At 43.9% G+C, this 17,313-nt stretch carries 8 protein-coding genes; all 8 read right to left on the minus strand.

The annotated features are described in order from the left end of the window. Positions 1–23: 23 nt before the first annotated feature. The 8 genes from BLU80_RS05420 to BLU80_RS05455 all read right to left on the minus strand — a co-directional run bounded on the left by BLU80_RS05420 (position 24) and on the right by BLU80_RS05455 (position 17,151). Entirely contained in the window at positions 24–2,804 is a 2,781-nt protein-coding gene (locus BLU80_RS05420) for an alpha-L-rhamnosidase (RefSeq protein ID WP_091394641.1), read from the minus strand. 127 nt (positions 2,805–2,931) lie between these two features. Continuing rightward, a complete protein-coding gene (locus BLU80_RS05425; RefSeq protein ID WP_091394645.1) occupies positions 2,932–5,925 on the minus strand; it encodes a glycoside hydrolase family 2 protein in 2,994 nt (997 codons plus the stop codon). A 40-nt stretch (positions 5,926–5,965) separates the two neighbouring features. Continuing rightward, positions 5,966–7,459: a sialate O-acetylesterase gene (locus BLU80_RS05430; protein ID WP_244518754.1), complete on the minus strand. Its 1,494-nt coding sequence runs from the start codon at positions 7,457–7,459 to the stop codon at positions 5,966–5,968. 2 nt (positions 7,460–7,461) lie between these two features. Next, entirely contained in the window at positions 7,462–9,321 is a 1,860-nt protein-coding gene (locus BLU80_RS05435) for a sialidase/neuraminidase family protein (protein ID WP_211481753.1), read from the minus strand. Positions 9,322–9,384: 63 nt separating this feature from the next. Beyond that, positions 9,385–10,365 (minus strand): glycoside hydrolase family 43 protein, encoded by a 981-nt coding sequence (locus BLU80_RS05440; protein WP_091394648.1) that lies wholly within the window; start codon positions 10,363–10,365, stop codon positions 9,385–9,387. 291 nt (positions 10,366–10,656) lie between these two features. Next, on the minus strand, positions 10,657–12,141 hold the full coding sequence (locus BLU80_RS05445; RefSeq protein WP_211481754.1) for a glycoside hydrolase family 140 protein: 1,485 nt from the start codon (positions 12,139–12,141) through the stop codon (positions 10,657–10,659). 40 nt (positions 12,142–12,181) lie between these two features. Further along, positions 12,182–15,412, minus strand: a complete 3,231-nt coding sequence (locus BLU80_RS05450) for a DUF6298 domain-containing protein (RefSeq protein ID WP_091394654.1) — start codon at positions 15,410–15,412, stop codon at positions 12,182–12,184. Between the two features lie 59 nt (positions 15,413–15,471). Continuing rightward, on the minus strand, positions 15,472–17,151 hold the full coding sequence (locus tag BLU80_RS05455) for a pectate lyase family protein (RefSeq protein WP_317042136.1): 1,680 nt from the start codon (positions 17,149–17,151) through the stop codon (positions 15,472–15,474). Positions 17,152–17,313 lie beyond the last annotated feature (162 nt).

Raw genomic sequence — 17,313 nt, forward strand, 5'->3', positions numbered from 1 at the left:
GTAAGGGACACTTTATTAACGATCTATTTATCAACTAAGAATTTTCCGGATATAATATAAGAACCTGAACCCAATTCAATCTGCCGTTTCCCTTCCTGACTTAATAAGTTCGTCACAGATTTACCATCTAAGCACACGCTATTCAATCCAGACGGAATATGAACAGTGGCTGTTGTCCCCGGTGGAATCCGGATGGTCCAATTTAATGAACCTTCTTTTTTCACCCAATGACTTTTGACCCAACCATACCCTGAATGAAAAGTGGCGCTCACACTATCTAACCGGCCGGTAAAAAATGGTTCAAATTGTATTTTCTTAAATCCCACCCAATGATTATCAGATTTTATTCCGGCCTGATCCTGATACAGCCAGATCAGTAAATCTCCTAAAAGCATCACATGATTCTGAGAATTCATGGCGGGATTGGCGGTGTTGCCATTCCACAGCTCCCAGATAGTGGTAGCGCCGTTGGCTACCATATATCCCCATCCCGGATAAGTTCTGTCTGCTGCAATACGGACTGCCAGATCATTACGGCCATACCGGCTCAACATCCTTAAAAACCATTGAATACCAATTACGCCTGAACTGATGTGATTATTATAGTCCTCTTTGGTCTTTTGAATGATATGATTAAAAATTTTTAATTCATCCAACGAATCAACAAGTCCGAATGCCAGGGGCAGAAGATTCGCCGTAACCGTATTATTACCGTAATAGCCGGCACTATGATTAAAATACTTCTTTTGAAAAGCCGACTTTATTTGCCTGGCTGCCTTCTGATAATCCGAAGTATCCCCCGGTTGCCTGGCTATCACAGCAAAGCGGGTCATCAGTTGCAGATCATGATAAAAGGTTGCCGTTGCGATTAAAGCGCCATCCGTTATTTTAGAAGGGTTCGTACTGTGAATGACTTTTAAAGAATCAGGAGGTACACACCAATCCCCATAACTATCTTTATCTATTAAATCATCCTTAAGGTATTTTTTCCGCATATATTCAATCCATAATTTCATGGAAGCATAGCACTTCTGAATGATGGCAGAATCTCCGTATTGATGAAATAACATTTCTCCGACGGTTAAAAATGTGGAAGGCCAGGCAACATCATCCTTATAATACATCCAGAAATTTGGTGCTACATCCGGAATACTTCCTGTCACCAGCTGTGCATCTTTGATATCACCTAACCATTTATCATAAAGGAGTTGGTTATTAAATGCAAAACTTTCCCCATATGCACCCGTGGTACGATCACCCAGCCATGGCTGGCGTTCATTACGCTGAGGACAATCCACCGGCATACCCTTATAATTTGATTGTATACCCCAGACTGCATTTTGGTAAATCTGATTAATGGTACTGTCTGAACAGGTAAACTGGCCATTTTGCAAAAGATCATCGTAAATCACATCACCCGTAAACACGTCTGTCACCTCCTTAAGGGTAGGGCGCAGGCTCGGATTAGCCGGATAACCATTTATTTTTACATACCTAAATCCATGATAGGTAAAAACAGGATGCCAGGTTTCCTTTTCTTCCCCTTTAATTACATAATAGTCCGTTGATTTTGCATCGCGAAGGTTGGCCCTGTACAATTGATAACTATCCCCTGATTTAACCAGACTCTCCGCGAACGTCATTTGAACCGTATCGCCTCTGTGACCATTACCATTTAAGGCCATCTCCAGCCAGCCCGCAAAATTCTGCCCCATATCCAGAATAAAGCCTCCATCAGCAGCAGGCAGTACTCTTTGGGGCTTCAGACGCTGCATAATTTTCATGGGCGGATTCAGCTGCGCCTTCCATACCCCCGAAGGTGCATCCACCCATTCAACGGGTTGCCATAGGTTATGAGGACAGGTATACCCCGGACTATCCCAGCCTGCCAGTTCCATTCTCGCGTCATAAACCTCCCCGTCATATTCGTTATTATTGCGAATGGGCCCTTTTCCGGAGATATCCCAGTGCCTGTCTGAAACAACATTTTTGATACTACCATCCTCATATTCAATGCGTAATTGAAAATAAAGTTTTGGAAAACCAAAGGTCCGCCACTTCCAGATTTTGTAATTTTGTCGCATCGCAAAAAAGCGTCCATTACCTAATATAACGCCAACCGCATTTTCACCAGCCCGAAGCAGATCCGTTACATCAATCGCATTATAGAGTACAGTTTTTGTATAATCCGTGGGTGCAGGTGCTAATACCCCGCCCCCTGCTTTCCGCCCGTTAATATGCAGTTCATAAAGGCCTAATCCACTGATGTAGGCAATGGCGGACTTCACTTTTTTATCAGTAGTAAATCCCCGCCTCAGATATCTGGAGCAAAGCCTGGGAAATTTCATGATCGTATCCCCTTCGAACGGATGATCATAACCGATCCATTCTGCTTTCCTATCAGAAATACGCAACATTCCCATGCGCCAGTTACTGATTTTGCTCCATGGAGAGCCGCCCTTGTTTGTCCAGACCCTGACCCGCCAGTAAACCTTCTGAAAACTCTGCAGCAGGCTGCCTCCATAGACTACATTCAATTGCTGGTCACTGATCATCTTTTTGCTATCCCATAGGTCAGCTGCGCCTGTCACTAGCATCGCCGAATCGCTGGCGACCTGAATCTGATAGGCTGTCTGCAGCACGTTTTTAATACCTGCCCCCACGGTGATCTGCCAGCTTAATTCCGGTGTTTTCATATCCAGATTATTGGGTGCGGTAATGCCTGCACAACTCAGGTTCTCTGCAATGACATCGGCTCCGTATAAACGGTTACCAGCTATTGAGACCATAACCACCATAAGCATGACGGCGAATAAAAATAACCGACGTGCAACAGATGCCCATAGAGCATGAACGCTCCTCAGGCACGCTTCATCAAGTCCGATCTTTTTAATATTTTGTTTATATGTGATAGTAACAATCAATTTTTAATTATTTATCAGACTTATCGCCAAAGATGAAATACAGCACTAAAGGTTTGGCATAATCCATAGATTTCCCATAATCATAATACATATTTTTTCTGCCGGAAGGACCCATATTTTCAGCTACCTGAGATTTTGTTCCGATCGGGTTAATGGCATGCATAAAGGAAATATCACCACCAGGGAATCTGGGTGCCGTATTATAAGGTTTGTTGGCAGAATCAGGCGTATACAGTCTAACAAAAACATCTTCTGAACTGCATATTACGGTAATAGGCACTAGTTTAGTCTGTAACTGCATCCAATACAGGTTGGCAAAATATCCTTTAAACTCAGGATAAATCATTTTCGGAACATTCTCACCGGTAATGGTATTATTATAACGATTTTCCCAAGTCCCCAGCTGCACTCCTTCCATCCTGTTTTTCCAGACCCTGTAAGGCCCTGCACCCATTCTTTTTACACCTGTCACCAGATTTTCAGGAAAGTTAAAGCTAAGCCCCATAAAATCATAATCATACTGATGCGGGAAATATCCGCAGTCTAATTTCAATACCCCGTCCGGATAAACAGTCCAGGTAAGTTTCTGAATATCACTTTTTCTCTCAAAACTGGATGTAAGGACGACCGAATCTTTATATTCAGAAATATCAAAGCTTTTTAGCTGCGCCGATCCATCACATAAAACAGGACCGTTATTAAAGGGAATCTCCTTTCCTTCTTTTACGACTTTTGTCAAAACACCGGTAGCCCTATCAAACCGGTAACTGAAGTCACCATCCTTACCGTCTGAGATGTCATAAAAATCAGGTTGCTTGTCAATAAGCCATTGTACCTGATTTTTTTGCCGGGTAAGATGCAGTTTCTGCACAGTTGCAGCCGCTTTTTGCAATGGACTGCGTATTGCATAGGTCTTAGCCACAATAATCTCCCCCTTCGCATCTCTCACTACCAAAGACAAGTAATCTGCCTTTTCAAAATCACGGGGCAAATCAATGGAAAGCGCACCCCATTCATGGGGCTGTACGTCGGGCAATTTATTTTCAGGTACGAAACCACTGTCTAATACAACGGAACCAGACAGCAGGGCATTATAACCGGGAGATAATTGATTAAAACCTTTCGCATGAGCATTGACTACAGGAAGAGCTCCCTGCATTAATTTCCACTGATAAGTAAGTGTATTTAAATTAGTAAAATCATACCGGTTTTCTACCCTGAATATCCCGTCAAAACCTGGTGTAATTTCCCTATGTTCAATAAATACGGGCGACCAGATATCCTTAATCGCAAAATAACTCCCTTCTTTTTCATGATATGGCCCGACAATACCATCAGGACCGTGATCTCCATCAGCATCCAGGATGCCATTTTTATCCGTTCTCACGACTGCCTCATCGGCGAAGACCCACAAAAACCCTCCTGCCGACAGCGGGTTAGACCACATCTCCCGCCAATAATCACCCAGCCCGGCACCCAGCCCGCCGTCATAAAGGCCATGTAAGAATTCAGTAGGGAAAGTAATTTCATGACCATGCAGATGAGTTCCATTGCCATAGTCATAATTAATATAATGCTGGGTATCCATATGACCAAAGACAGCCCAGGGATGAATAAGCGGTCTTTTTTGGATATCATATTGATCAAAGAGATGATCCAGATCAAAATTAAACCCCCCTTCATTGCCATTATCCCACATAACGATACTTGGATGATTCTCATCCTTCACCATCATTTCACCAACTAACTTTGATCCTACCTGTGTATCATAATGCTGATGCCATCCTGTCAGCTCGTCTAAAACAAATAAACCCAATGAATCGCATGCATCCAGAAAATGAGCATCCGGCGGGTAATGAGACATGCGAACCGCGTTCATATTCATATCCTTCAGCATCAATACATCCTTTATACTTAACGTTTTGGACATCGTTCTGCCTGTGGAAGGCCAAAAACTATGGTGATTGACCCCTTTGAATTTAATTTTTACGCCGTTAACATATATTCCGTCCCTTGGCCTCACTTCCACCGTTCTGAATCCGATTTTCTTTACAACTTCATGAATCAGTTTTCCATCCCTTAGCAGTTGAACCCGCAGTCTATAGAGCTGCGGTGTTTCAGGAGTCCAGGGTTTTATTTCTGTTTTACCATAGTGGCCGTGAATTAGAAAAACCAGTTGGTGCTGCTTTAATTTCAGCGAATCAATGACCTCCAGCGGGCGGTTATCCTGACCCGTGGGGTCGCCCTTTAAAAGGGTTCCGATTTTACCATCTTTTTCATCCAAAAGCTGGGCCGTTACCGTCAATCCTTTATTAAAATCAGTCTTACTTTTTTCAGGCAGATTAATATGTAACAGGCCGTTCAAGTCTCCGCTGCCCTTTGCATCAACAGATACGCGGTTAATATAAATATCAGGCAAAACTTCCAGATAGACAGGTCTGAAAATACCTCCAAAAATCCAAAAATCTCCTTTTCTTTCTGCTTTGTTAACCGAAGTATTACTGGAATTTTTTGAAACAATCACTTCCAGCTGATTCTCCTTCCCAAAATGCAGCAGCCTTGAAATATCATATTTAAATGTGTAGAAAGCACCTTGATGAACAGGTCCTGCAGATTTGCCGTTTATTTTCACATCAGCATCTGTCATTACGCCATCAAAAACAATGCGCACTACTTTTCCCTGCCAACTCTTCGGCACATTAAAAGAATGCCTGTAAATCCCTTTTTCATTGAGTCTAAGGCTATCTTTATCCAGCCCGTAATTATACCCGCCAAAGCCCTGCAATTCCCAGTTGGATGGAACAGGAATCGTTGTCCATTTCCCACTGTTGTTACCAGCCGTACAATAAAACGCCCATGGCACGCTTTGATCACTACCGGTTCCTGATAGCATGACTACCTGCGTCTGGGTATTTTCCTGGGCACAGACATGGGTAAAAGACAGTCCTGCTAAAAAGAGCAAACCAGCCAATACCGTGTTTTTAATTACATTTCTTTTCATTCCTTTAGTTCAATATTCTATCCAAGAATTTACGGATAGCCTAATTTAATTTAATGTTTTTATAGGGACTATCCGTCCTGAACGGTACAGCCGGCAACCCCGCCTGATTCACAAAATCAGGTTGCGCAGATTCTATCCAGGCAAACCGGGCGTTAACAGGATCTGCCACCTCTTTACTGGACAGTTCAATATGATCACCTATTACTTTAGCGTTGGCCGGGTAATATTTTCCGTCTCTGGCAGCCAGTTCAAAATAATCCAGCGGCTTTCCATTGCTGGATTTGAGTCCGCCTTCCGCATGATCAAAATACAGCAGTAATTTATTTCCAACAGTCTTTGCATATTTAAAGCTGGGGCCGCTGAACGATCTTTTTTGACCATAGGTCTTAGCCAGCGCTATGTCTGCCAGCCTGTCCCCAACTGCCCATTTTCCTGGCGGATGAATATTATTTAAATTATCGGGTAAATCTGTAGTTACCGCCATGCCCGTATTGGGTATCTGTAAGCATAAAGACTGCGCCTCCCAAAATTTAGGTAAACTGAATGTATCCAGCGCATAGTCTCCTTTATTCTTACTGTAATAGAAAGGAGCAATTTGTACATAATAAAAAGGCAATAAACGGTCTCCCCAAAGCGTACGCCACTGGTGAATCAAAGCCTGCATTTTGTAGGCATATTGCAAGCTGTCATTCATAAAACAATTCGTTTCGCCCTGGTACCATAAAAAACCTCTAAGTGTAAAAGGTGCTAAAGGCTGAACCAGCGATGGATAAAATTTACCCGGATTGCTGTAATCAAAATACAACTGATCACTAGATGGTTCAATGGCTGTAATCTGACCGGCCAGCCAGGGTTCAATTGCACTGCCAGGAATGGCATTCGCAATCATGCCTACAGGCACTTTTAATTCCTTATTTATTTTTCTGGCAAAAAAATAGGCCGCTGCGGAAAAGGATCGAAGTGCAGAATCTTCAGCAACAGACCAGCCTTCATGCTCAGGATGCGGTTTTTCCAGCGACTTTCTCAAACCTAAAAATATTCTGATTTCATCATTATGAGCATATTGAATGGCATTTACCGGGGAATGCTGATAGCCAACCGGCAGGGATGTGGATGCTACCTTGCTGTTTTTCCTCATTGTATATTCCATATTGGACTGACCGGAACACAGCCAGACTTCTCCCACCAGGATATTATGTAACACGATTTTATTAGTGCCTGACACTTCCATTGTAGCAGGTGTCGCGCTGGCCTTCATAGGACTAAGCACCACCAGCCAATGTCCGCTCGCATCAGCAGTTGTCTGCAAGGACTGTCCTTTAAACTGCACGGATACTTTTTCTAAAGGAGCAGCCTCTCCCCATATGGACACTGGTTTGTCTCTTTGGAGTACCATATTATTACCAATCACCTGTGGCACAGTGACAGCCGCAGAAACGCCGCTGATCCAGCCGAGCATCCCTGGCATCAGCAGTCCCCAGAACCTGATGCTGGCTAAAGGATGCCGCCTCCGATATTTTGCTTTTATTTTCATTTCTAATGAGCTGTTGTCCTAAATGAGGTTATAAAATAAGTTGCTTCCGGATCTGTTTTACCGGCGTCTGGTAAATCATCCACAGGATCTGTCGGCGTATCTGCATCCGGAAATCTTCTTACGCCGCCTGTTCTAAATACAACCCGGCTGATTTCATGGACCGGTGCAAAGAACAGATTGCGCATTTTCTCCTGTCCGTTAACATTTACCGTATAAAACCGGTTATCGGTATTTAAGCTAACTTCAATATGATACAGTTTATCTGCATCATAATGCATGATTTCTTTATTTCTGTATCCGGCTTTTGTATAAAAAGACCCAAGGCTGTCAAGACTTAAACGAATAGCCGCTGTACCTACACTATCCTGGAACTCAATATCCAGATGTCCCAGATTATTCTGAGCAGCCATTAAGTTAATTTCAGTCACCAGGGATCTGGCCGGCGGTATTAAACGGGTTGCCTTTGCATAATCAAAATGATCTTTATCTTTTAATGTTAAAGCCTTCCGACCATTTTTCATTTTAGTTATCCTTACCGGCGCCATCAGCGGACTATAATAATTCCACCACCTCAGTTCCTGGCCATCCGGTAATGCATTAAAATCATCATCTGCCTGATTTTTCACAGTGCTGGTCACAGGAACGGGGATATCCGCCACCCAGATATCCTCCTTATTCATACTATAAGTCACCCAGAGATTTTTATCCGGCACCTGTCCATTGCCCTCAATAATTCCTCTGGTATACTGTGGGCCATAGGATTTATAGGCTCCTCCGTAGCGCATGGGAGCGATTTCTCCATTCACTAAAAGTAAATTGGTATAATTTAATCCGTCACTGCTGGTGGAGATGGCCAGCGGCCATCTAAACTCAGATGGATTATAAACCGTTGCATATTTCCCGTCGCTGGTACGCTGTCCCCAGATCTTCGCATTCGAATTAACAAAACCTGGAGCTCTTAGCGCAGACACCGGCCAGCTATGCCCATCATCCTTGCTTATGGCAGTTAACGCATATTTCCACAGGCCGACAACGCGCCCATCGGGTAAATGATAAAAATTAAACGCCTTGTAATTTTTCTTTAAAGGAATAAGACTGTCATTCCTGTCCGTCTCTTCCTCCCATTGCATCATCATTAAAGGATTGCCCATTAATTCATTACATCCCTCAACAAAGCCCTTGTCTTTACTTTCTGTATAAAAAGGATAAGCCGTATTTTTAGTGGTCCATCCGGGATTATAATGAATAAAATATATCGGTCCCCAACTACCATCTTTATAAATTTCCCTTATTACCCTTCCGATTCCTTTGCCGTCATTTGGATCATCATGTGCATGGAGAACAATTCCATAAAAACCTAATATAAAAAGCCTGCCTGATTTGGTGACATAAAAGCCCATTCTCTGATGCATGACCGCATCCAGGTTTTTAGCAACTCCATCCACCCCCGGCTTGGTTGTACCATCTGGTATCCGGTAAATAGGGAAAACGACCTTAGGCTGTGTCCAGTCCTGTCCGTTTTTGGAGGTCAATAATAATGTCTGACCAGGCGGGACGCTTTCTCCAACTTTATCGCTCAGATATTCAACATAAAACTGCTGATTCCAGTAAGCCATCATCGGTTGATGGTTATACGTCCAGCCATAGCCTTCTGCCAACTGGGGATGTTGTCTGTTTGCTCTGAAAATCTGTTGGTTATGAACACCAACTGCCATCGGGAGTCGTCCATCGTGATAATCAACATTCACCTGTTGCTTACCACTATAATGCACCGTATCCTGAGCCTCAGCTTTTGAAGCAGCCAGGCCGGTTAATCCGGCAAGGATAATAAGACAGTCCCGAAGGAGGCTTTTTTTATTCATGATATCCGTGCTATTTGTTGTTCAATTCTTATTACACAAATCAGTTCCCGTTTTAACGCATCACTAGCGCCTTTTGGCCTTCAGTTTATTTAAAAAACGACGGGATACAGGCAGAATTGTTCCATGTTTATGCCCTTTAGGAACTACTACCTTATTGGTTATATCTTCAAAATGCTTAAAATCCCTGGTTCTGGCAGCACCAAACCGCCCCTGCCTGTACCAGTCATAATAAATTAAATATTCGTCTTTTGTTTTGAGTACAGATGGCCCTTCACTATACATAGGTGTAAACGCTTTGGACGAACTGGTAAAAGGACCCAGTGCGCTTTTCCCAAAAGCGACCTTTATATCCCTTTCATTTCTCGTATTATCTTTGAATACCAGCACAAAATCTGAACTGCCTCTTTGCACCAGCGTCGCGTCAATACTGCTGTAACCGGGATCATAATAGAGTTCAGGGCTGCTGAAATGTTTAAAATCCTTTGTTATGCTGTAATATAGTCTGTGGTTGTTATCTTCATCTTCAATGCCCTTAGCGAACTTAAAAGGGATGGTAGATGCCCAGACGACTAAAAAATCCTTATTTTTTTTCCTGTAAAAGAGTTCAGGCGCCCAGACATTCACCGTTTGCGGCTGTGTACTCATGATAGGAATTACTTTTTGCTCAGACCAGTGTATAAGATCTTTAGAGCTGGCATAGCCAAATCCGTGGTTCCCCTTCCAGGCCAGGGTCCACACCAGATGAAAAACACCGTCCGGTCCCTGAACCATGGAAGGATCTCTCATAATCTTATCCGGACCCACTTCAGGTTGTAAAAAAATACCCGGTAAGCTGTCCCAGTGGTAGCCATCCTGACTATATAATAGTCTTAATCCCTGATTAGCAGGTTCGTGAAACGAAGTGTATAAAAAAGCATGCCGTTGGCAGGAGGTGGTGAGTATCATACTCATCACGCATAACCATAGCACCCCACCCAACCGGGCAGAGAAAAGCCTGCTATAACAAAGCAGCAATGCTTTAAAAATCGATTTTTTCTGTTGCATTAAATTCGGACTTAAATAAATTGATCGCCAAAACATAAAACCCTCAAAAGCTGCACTTATTATCAGAAGCTCAGCGCACTACTCCCCATATATTCATGGCCTGATGATTTGCGCCTTGCATATTATAAAACAAATCAACGTTCGTCACTTTATATATCAAAAGTACATTTATATATAAATAATAACTTGCCATAAATTTGCATTATATCATCATATATTATCACAAAATGGGCTATTCAAACGATTTATCCGTTTTGAATAGCCCATTTAAATCAACAAAAAGAGTCATTGTCAACCTGCCTTTTGGAGCACCAGTACCCAGTCATTACCATGCCCTTTTTGTCCCGGTGGCCGGGCATCGTAAGTATTTTCCGTAATCACTGCTTCTTTTGGCGAAATTTCCCCGGTCCTCGGATCGAACCAGCTGATATTAACCTTTTGATGATTTAACTGTAATTCACTGAGGTCAACTTTAAATGCTCTGCCGTTCGGCGTATAAAACATGGCATATCCGGGCCCCTTTGTGGCCGCCACGTAATTATATTTCTCCCCCTGATCCAGCACGCAGACCGTATCAGGCACCCTGGTTAGATAAGGTTTACTCAACATTAAGGTTTTCAGATAGATCATCTGACCGGCGGCTGTATCCTGAAGCCCCTGTTGCCAGCTTTTAGTCACGCCGTACGCCCCTGCCAAACCTGTTGACGGATCATAAAACTGCATCACTGCATTCGCTCCATAAGTAAAACCACAGGCACCTGCAAACACAGACCAGTAAGCATATCTCCTAATGGATGCGGCATCCCATCTCGGCTGTAAGGAGTCATGCAATCCCTGTGGAATCCCTTCATAAGACGGCTCCGCATCCAGTGTTGGTTTTATTGGCTTTTTCTGATAATCGTCTAATACGTATTTATAATTATCCTCACCATATCTAAGGCTCCCGGATTCATTATCCTGATCATAACGGCGGTGGCCTGATTGAAATACATTAAAATCCAACCATTCAGCCGTCTGAAACCAGGTAGAGGACTGTGTTCTTCCCCTTGGGTGGAAGCTCATTAACTGTTGGGGATTTATTGATTTTATAGTTGTCCCGATAGCTTGCCAGATACCTAGAGAATCACTGCCTGGAATATCCCCCCCGTTTAACCAAATCACATTTTTAGCGCTATGATATCTGTGTGCTAAAAAACGGGCAAACGACGTTGCCTGGTCTGAACTTACTTTTCCTGATTTTACTACAGAGCCCCAAACCGGCACCAAGGCGACCAACATATGACGGCTGTCCGCTTTTACCACAAGAGAGTCCAAGCCCTGCCAATAATTAAGTATATGACCTCCCTGAGCCGTAGCCGTATCAGGCCTGCTCAGATCCTTATTGATCAAGGCCGTCCGGCCGTCTGCATTCTCTTCAGCCAGATCATGAATAACCATCACCTGAATCACATTAAACCCTTTGTCTGCCCTGTCTTCCAGATAGCTGTCTACCTGTCCCTGCCTGAGCTTGCTTAGTATTAACCAGCCGGTATCACCCAGCCAGAAAAACGGCTTCCCGGACTGATCCACAAAATACCTGTGATTATCAGACACTTTAATAGGAAACGCAGTCCCATCCTCCTGTTGCGCCTTTTTTGATTCCTTTTGACGGCTTCCGGATTGGCATCCGCCCAATAACAGTGCAACCGCAGCTGTCGCAAGTCCTGCCTTAACGGATTTTCCCTTTATTTTAGGCTTGAATAACTTTTGTGATACATCGCTGCTCATGAATTTCATAGCTTTTCTTTTAGCAATAATATTTAGTCCTGAGGGCCCATTACTTCTTTAATAGGAAAACAGTATCTCCCTGATCCGCCTGTAAGGTATCGCCATCTTTTAAGGTAAAGTCCGCTATCACAGCTCCTGACTCAGGATTTATTTTTTCCACCTTATAACGCCCTTTAAAGCCTGGAGCTCCACTTTTTAAAGTACTTGCCTTCGGCAGGTAAATAATAAAATTTCCTTTATCATCACCCAGTACATAGCTTTTCCCGGCAGTAGCTGTCAGATCTTTAATATGCATCCCGGTAGCCGCCGTCAAAAATGAAGTAGCCACCCCTGTTGGTAAATCCGGCAAAGAGCCGCCTGCCATAAAACTGGCCCAGGCAAGTTCAGGTGCGTTTTTGGCAGAATACATGACTGCTTTATCCGGATATAATTCCCTGTATTCTCTTACTGCCCGATACACCTGTTCAAAATTGGTATTTTTGGGCTTAAACTGCCGCGCCTGTTGTCTGGGAGCCAGGCTTTGGCCTCCTTTAGGTGCGTAAGCAGATCCGTCCTGCTGATAATACCAGTATCTGATATCAATTATTTTAATCAGTTTATTTAAATCCGGATCCTTTAATATACTGTCCTGGACATCCTTTGTGGTACTTAAACCAATAAAAGGTGCATTTACCCCCGTTTTATGGTTTTTAATTTCCCAGTCTCTGATTGTTTCCAGCCAGAACCGGACAAAATGAGTAGGGCCGGTAAATTCTTCACAAATAAACTGTATAACGTTATGTTCTTCCTTAAAATTCTCAAGACACTGATCGATAAAAGCCTGATGGAGTTTTCTTCTGTCCGGATTTGTTTCGTCATAAAACTGTTCCGCCATAAAAAGCCTTTTATCCGCCGCATAATTTACAGGCTCGGGGAATCCGGTATGATTAATATTATTAACCGGCCGCCATGGGAAATCTGCATAATGCGCTCCCGCTTCAATAATATTATGCTGAAAATAATTGTGATGGATTAATACCAGACCTTTTTGATCTGCCAGTTCGGCAAACCTTTTCAACCTGGACCAGTAAAAAAGATTATATTTTGTCAGATCATATTTACTTAATCCATCCCAGGCAATGCCTTGTCCGCTTCTTGCAAAGGGAAGTTCATAAAATGGCGGCCAGACATCGCCATCCTGACGCCGCACTCTTTCATGGTCGTCTCTTCGCCTGTCATACCATAAACCATAATTTTGTTCCATCACCAAAATATGATTGTCTTTCATTTGACTGGTGACTGTATCCAGGTTATCGGTAAGACCGGTTCCGGTCCTGCCGGGGACAAACCTCGTGATCGCGGGCTTGGCTTTGCTTATAAAATCGCGCTCTACCGTTCCAAACCACCAGGGTGTCTGTTGTCTGGCTCCTGTCAGCACCACACCGCCTCTTGCAAGCCAGCCATTTTGAAGGGTCATAGGGGTAATGGCGACCGGTTTCGCAGCAGGTTGAATACCGATTTGCTCTATTGTTTTTACACCTTTTATTGCTACCGGTATCGGATCCGATTTTTCTACAGTTTCAATCCAGTCCTTCATGGTCGTAGCAGCCTGATAAGCTTCCTTTGTCAGAGCGGCCGCTGCCTGTGCAGTAGGGCTACTGCTGGCTTCTCCCTCAAATGGTTTGAGTCGGGCCTGATTATCCACCTGTTTTCCTAATCTTGAGGACAGTTGCGCATAAAAAAAGCTTCTGGGTGTGATCCAGTTGTTGGATTCCGCCCAATAACCATCCCCTGCAAATTGTGACCAGGTTCCAAAAGCATAGTTTTGCGCCGTTGGCGGCTTAGCCACGTTTACCATAGAGGCATAACAGTTCCAAAGCAGGCAATTGGCTGCGTTCCATCCCGCCCCTTGTTCATCCTGACCCAAATTGGCAAATTTTATGGTCTGACCGTCCAGGCGAACAATGTCAAAAAGCACACCCGATGCCCAGGAATTTACCGGACCGCTATAACTCAGAGACTGTTCTGCCTGACACTGTACAAAAGCATTCGGTCCTGCAGCGCAGTAGCCTACAGAGAAATCATGGTAGCCCTTTTCGCTATATAAACGCTGAAATAAGTTCTGCTGTCCGGTAGTACTGAATACATACCGCCTTTGCCCCCCGACTTCAGAAACAGGATCGGTGGCGATACAGTCCTCTACCGTAAAACGCTGTGCACCTTCCAGAAGGCTGACGGCAGAACCGGCAAAATACTTAAAGTCAACCCTTCTGACCCATCCATCTGCTGCATTATTTACAACGATGGCCATCCATCTGTGGTCTTCATCTTTAGGTTGGCTATGGTCAAATGCAGATTCTAACCGGAGGTTCTCAACACCCACCCGGCTTATCCTTCCAGGCCATTTGAAGGTGGCTATCGTGGCACCCCCATATTTTTTATCCAGGGCTGTAGTTATGGGTGCATCCAGCTCTACCCCTTTACTGGTCACACTTTTTACCCTTCGGCTCCAGAAAATATCTTCAGCCCCCGCCTTCCAGCCCAGGGCAGAGACACCACCCCCGAAACTGGAAGTGCCTAACTTTTCTATCCATGCATCCGTGCAGGGTCTGTGGATGACAACCAGGTCTCCTTTTTTAAAGGCTGCAGGATCCGGAAGGGTCAGAAAAGCACTATTAACAGGTACATAAGGATCCAAAATGTGCACTGCCGGGGCCACAATACTGTCTTTTTTCCCCAGAACCTTAATCAGCGGGGCCCTGGTGGTTCCCTCTGCTACGATAACCGTTCCATCTGCCTGCGGCCCCGAACCCCTGAGCACCACACCGGATTTATTAATCTCAATGGTGCCATTTACATGATAGGTGCCAGGTGCCAGCAATACGACTCCTCTGAAGCCTGCACTGTCCGCAGGTAGTCCGCCAACATAATCCAGCGCCGACTGAATCACCCTTGTGGCATCCTCCTTTTGAACAGGAACCAATACTTTAACAGGCAGGGCCTTAGCAATAGCTTCATCTGAAGCCATATATCCACAATAAGAAAAATCAACTATTCTATTCCCCAGAGAATCGGCATGGTAAATGAAGCCCCCTGATTTATTCCACTCTAATGGCGGTATGGGTTTTGCCTCCTCATTATTTTTTTTATTTTGTCCATAACCAAGACTCATGACGAAAATCAGGACACAACTCAGGCTGGATTTTGCCACCGAAGACCTACAAATAGCTAAAGCAGGAATGATACATTCCTGCTTTAGTTTTTTTGTACCCATCTTCATTTTGTAGCGCTTTTGATTCATACTTTAAATTTACACTTTGGTGATTAAATCAGCTAAGGCAACAGCAAAAACAGGTAATCTTAAGGTCTCACTCTTTTTAAAGGAACAAGACTGTTTAAATAGACTTCGATATTGGTATAGCCGTCACCGTTTTTGGCTAACTGACTGGCATCGGAAGCGTCATTTGGATTTAAACCGTGCTTTGTCTCATAGCTGTCAGGGATACCGTCCCGATCTGCATCTGCATAGGGCGTTCCCTTGTAGGTCGGATAGCCTCCTACCTGACTAATATCACTAATGATTCCTTTCTTATACGAATCTGCCGGCATCCGGCGTTTGATGTACGGTGTCACCCCTGATTTGCCCCCTTCAGTATATACAATCTGACCTGTTTTTACTTCTTTTATAACACGGGTATCTACCGGGTCACGAACTGGCAAAAACGAGCCTACATTATTCAACACATAATCATAACTTTTCTTTGCACTCATGATACTGACGTTTCCCTTTAACGGGAAAGGCTTATCCACTTTAACAGATGCAGTAAACTCCCCTGCATTGGGCATATCTTCAATCTGCACACCGCCGTCCCAGTTGTCTTTTGTCACCTGCTTACTCCCCACCACATAATTCCCATGCACATAGGCTTTTCCATAATGTTTCACCCGTTGTTTATCTCTTCCCGCTTCCGGCTTTAAGATTCTATGGGTAATGGGTTCATCCTTAGGTGTAATGGGACCGGGTTTATAATAGTTATTGATAAAGTTATAAAAAGAATGATCATCTCCGCCATCCACACTTCTGTTCCACCAGTTGAATATAACATTATTGACGAAACCAAAACTCCCATACATACCAACAGAAGGATTACGGGCTACATTATTAGCCCACAGATTGCGCATAAAGGTACTGTTCAAACCGCCTAAGGTGCTTCCAAATGCGTGATTATAAGTATCTAACCCTTCTGAAAATATGGAGTTCTGGATGGTTACATTTACAGTCGGCATTTTTTCTTGTTTCATGCCGCCCCTGTCATATACATGTCTGTATATGGACATATTTTCATCTAATCCCCAGCTGGCTGAAACGTGGTCAATCATGATATTTCCCACCGGATTGCCGCCCAAAGCATCATCACGCCTTCCGACATCCGTGGCGCCGCGTCTAAAACGCATAAAACGAATCAACACATCGTGCGTATTAATCCAGACTGACTCACCGGCAATGCAGATACCGTCACCAGGAGCCGATTGTCCTTCAATCGTTACATAGGGAGCCCGTATAATTACCGGGCTTTTTAAATGGATAATTCCTGCGACATTAAATACAATGGTTCTCGCACCTCCCTTTTCGCAGGCTTCTCTGAATGTACCTGGCCCGCGGTCTTCCAGACTGGTGACAACATATACCTTTCCGCCTCTTCCGCCGGGCGTATAAGCGCCTCCTCCCTGGGCACCCGGGAAGGCAACGATGCTCGCCTGTTTCAGATCCTCAGGCTTAGAGGCCCATGGAACATAAGGCTTGCCTTGCTGGGCTTCTTTTTCTACAATTGGTAATGCCTTTGCCCAGGCCTCATCGGAGCGCTTTTGTTCAACGGCTAATGCGCTGTCTGATTTTGCCTGAACAGCAGGCGGTATTTTAGGATACTGCGCTTTTGCAGCAGCCCCCATCATTAAAAAGGAAACCGCCAACAGAATATTTTTGCGCACAAATCCACTATTAAAAGAATTTGTCTGAGACAAATTAAAAGAATTATTCATAATTTATTTAGATTCGAAAACCGGATAGAAAATTTTTTCTATTCATTTTTCGGTTTATAATTTATTGCTTAGGCCACCTGAAAACTCAATACAGCGTACATCCGGAAAAAGTTTTCAGAAAGCCTGTGTTTCTCTTTTTCGGGTCAAAAGAGAAACACATTA

The sequence above is a fragment of the Arachidicoccus rhizosphaerae genome, from assembly GCF_900107765.1.
GTDB lineage: Bacteria > Bacteroidota > Bacteroidia > Chitinophagales > Chitinophagaceae > Arachidicoccus > Arachidicoccus rhizosphaerae.

Coding starts and splice junctions, on each gene's coding strand:
- BLU80_RS05420 (WP_091394641.1), bottom strand. CDS start 2,804: ATGCTTATGGTGGTTATGGTCTCAATAGCTGGTAACCGTTTATACGGA.
- BLU80_RS05425 (WP_091394645.1), bottom strand. CDS start 5,925: ATGAAAAGAAATGTAATTAAAAACACGGTATTGGCTGGTTTGCTCTTT.
- BLU80_RS05430 (WP_244518754.1), bottom strand. CDS start 7,459: ATGAAAATAAAAGCAAAATATCGGAGGCGGCATCCTTTAGCCAGCATC.
- BLU80_RS05435 (WP_211481753.1), bottom strand. CDS start 9,321: ATGAATAAAAAAAGCCTCCTTCGGGACTGTCTTATTATCCTTGCCGGA.
- BLU80_RS05440 (WP_091394648.1), bottom strand. CDS start 10,365: ATGCAACAGAAAAAATCGATTTTTAAAGCATTGCTGCTTTGTTATAGC.
- BLU80_RS05445 (WP_211481754.1), bottom strand. CDS start 12,141: ATGAAATTCATGAGCAGCGATGTATCACAAAAGTTATTCAAGCCTAAA.
- BLU80_RS05450 (WP_091394654.1), bottom strand. CDS start 15,412: ATGAATCAAAAGCGCTACAAAATGAAGATGGGTACAAAAAAACTAAAG.
- BLU80_RS05455 (WP_317042136.1), bottom strand. CDS start 17,151: ATGAATAATTCTTTTAATTTGTCTCAGACAAATTCTTTTAATAGTGGA.